This window comes from Cellulomonas sp. P5_C6 (assembly GCF_054049635.1).
On sequence record NZ_JBFULZ010000327.1, the window covers coordinates 1 to 2,106 of the forward strand.

The window sequence follows — 2,106 nt, forward strand, 5'->3', positions numbered from 1 at the left end:
GTCGTGCTCGGGGCGGGGTCGAGCCAGACGGCCGCGCGCGGTCGCGGTCTGCTCCCCGAGCTCGCGCGCGACGAGGTGGTCGGCCGGGTCGAGGGCGTGGTCGTCGTGGAGCCGACCCTGGTCCCACCGGCCTGGCCGGGCGCGCCGGAGCGGGTGCGGATCGTGCTGGCGGCGGACCGCGCGGCGGCCGGCGGGCGGACCTCCGGCGCGACGGGTCGGGTCCTCGTGCTCGGTCCGTCGAGCTGGATGGCGGTGCCCTTCGGAGCCCGGGTCGGTGCGGTCGGGGGAGTCCGCGCCGGGCAGACCGGGAGCCGGGTCGTCGCGGTGCTGCTGACCGGGGCCGCGCCGGACGTGCTCGGGCCGCCGCCGTCCTGGGACGCCTCGGCCTCCGCCTTCCGCGACGGGGTGCGCGGCCTGGCGGCGGAGCTCCCCGGTGATGCGGGCGCGCTGCTCGCCGGGGTGAGCGTGGGCGACACCCGCGCGGTCCCCGACGACCTGACCGCGGCGATGCGCACCGCCGGTCTGACGCACGTGACCGCGGTGTCCGGCGCCCACTTCTCGCTCGTCGCCGCCCTCGTCCTCGCGCTGGCGTCCGCGGTCCGCCTGCCCCGCGCCGCCCGGGTCGCGCTGACCGTGCTGGCGATGGCGGCGATGGTGCTGCTCGTCCACCCGTCGCCGAGCGTCCTGCGCGCAGCGGCGATGGGCCTCGTGGCCGTGCTCGGGGTGCTGCTCGGTCGCCCGCACCGGGCGCCCGCGGCGCTTGCGGGGACCGTCGTGCTGCTCCTGATCGCCGACCCGTGGCTGGCCGGGGAGCTCGGGTTCGTGCTCTCGGTGCTCGCCACGGGCGGACTCGTCCTGGTGGGCGGACCGCTCGCCGAGCGCTGGTCCGCGGGATGCGGACGTCCGGTCGCGACCGCGCTGGCCCTGCCCGTGGCGGCGCAGCTGGTCTGCGCGCCCGCGATCCTGGTCGCGACGCCCACCGTCGCCCTCTATGCCGTGCCGGCGAACCTGCTGGTCGCCCCGGCGCTCGCGCCCGCCACGGTGCTCGGCATCGCCGCCGGCGGCGTCGCCCCGTGGTGGCCGGCGGCGGCGCACCTGCTCGCCCTCGGCTCGGGTGCCGCATGCTGGTGGATCGGGGCCGTCGCGCGCACGGCGGCCGCCGCACCCGGCGCGCAGGTCGCGTGGCTGCCCGGCTGGGCGGGCGTCGCGGTGCTCACGGTGGCCGGTGCGTGCGTGATCCGGTTGGCCGTGGTCCGAGGGACCGCGCGAGAGCGTCGGTGACGTCTGGCAGGCTGTGCCCGTGCCTCCCGCAGCCCGCCGTCCAGCCACCCGCACCGCGGGCGTCTCGTGGGAGGCGGTCGAGCTCGCCCCCGTGCTGCTGGTCAGCGGCACCGAAGGGCTGCTCGCCGATCGTGCGGTCGACCGGGTCGTGTCGCTGGCACGCGCCGCGGACGCGGGCGTCGAGGTGACCCGGCTCGACGCCGCCGAGTACACGGTGGGCACGCTGGGCGTGGTCACCAGCCCCAGCCTGTTCGCCGAGGACAAGGTCGTCGTCGTCGACGGCCTCGAGCGCGCGAGCGACGACCTGCTGAACGACGTGACCGAGTACATCGCCTCGCCGCCGGGCGACGTGGTGCTGGTGCTCCGGCACGGCGGCGGTCAGCGCGGCAAGAAGCTCCTGGACACGCTGCGCTCGACGGGCGTGCCCACGGTGGCGTGCGACGCGATCAAGTCGGACGGCGACAAGAGCGCCTTCGTCACGGCCGAGCTGCGCCGGGCGGGACGCCGCGCCGATGCCCAGGCCGTGCGCGCGCTGGTCGACGCTGTGGGCAGCGACCTGCGTGAGCTCGCCGCGTCGTGCGGGCAGCTCGTCGCGGACACCACCGGCCTGATCGGCCCCGAGGTGGTCGAGCGGTACTACGGCGGCCGGATCGAGGCGACCGGGTTCCGCGTCGCCGACGCGGCGGTCGCCGGTCAGTCGGGCCAGGCGGTGGCGCTCCTGCGGCACGCGCTCGCCACCGGCGTCGACCCCGTGCCGGTGGTCGCCGCCCTGGCGGCCAAGCTGCGGGTGCTGGCCAAGGTCGCGGCGGTGCGCGGACGCGGGGC

General features: G+C 78.0%; 2 protein-coding genes. Both read left to right on the forward strand.

What is annotated here, in order from left to right:
- On the forward strand, positions 1-1,281 hold a 1,281-nt coding region (locus ACXJKG_RS20775; RefSeq protein ID WP_456847618.1), incomplete at its 5' end, for a ComEC/Rec2 family competence protein.
- 19 nt (positions 1,282-1,300) lie between these two features.
- On the forward strand, positions 1,301-2,106 hold an 806-nt coding region (holA, locus tag ACXJKG_RS20780; RefSeq protein WP_456847619.1), incomplete at its 3' end, for a DNA polymerase III subunit delta.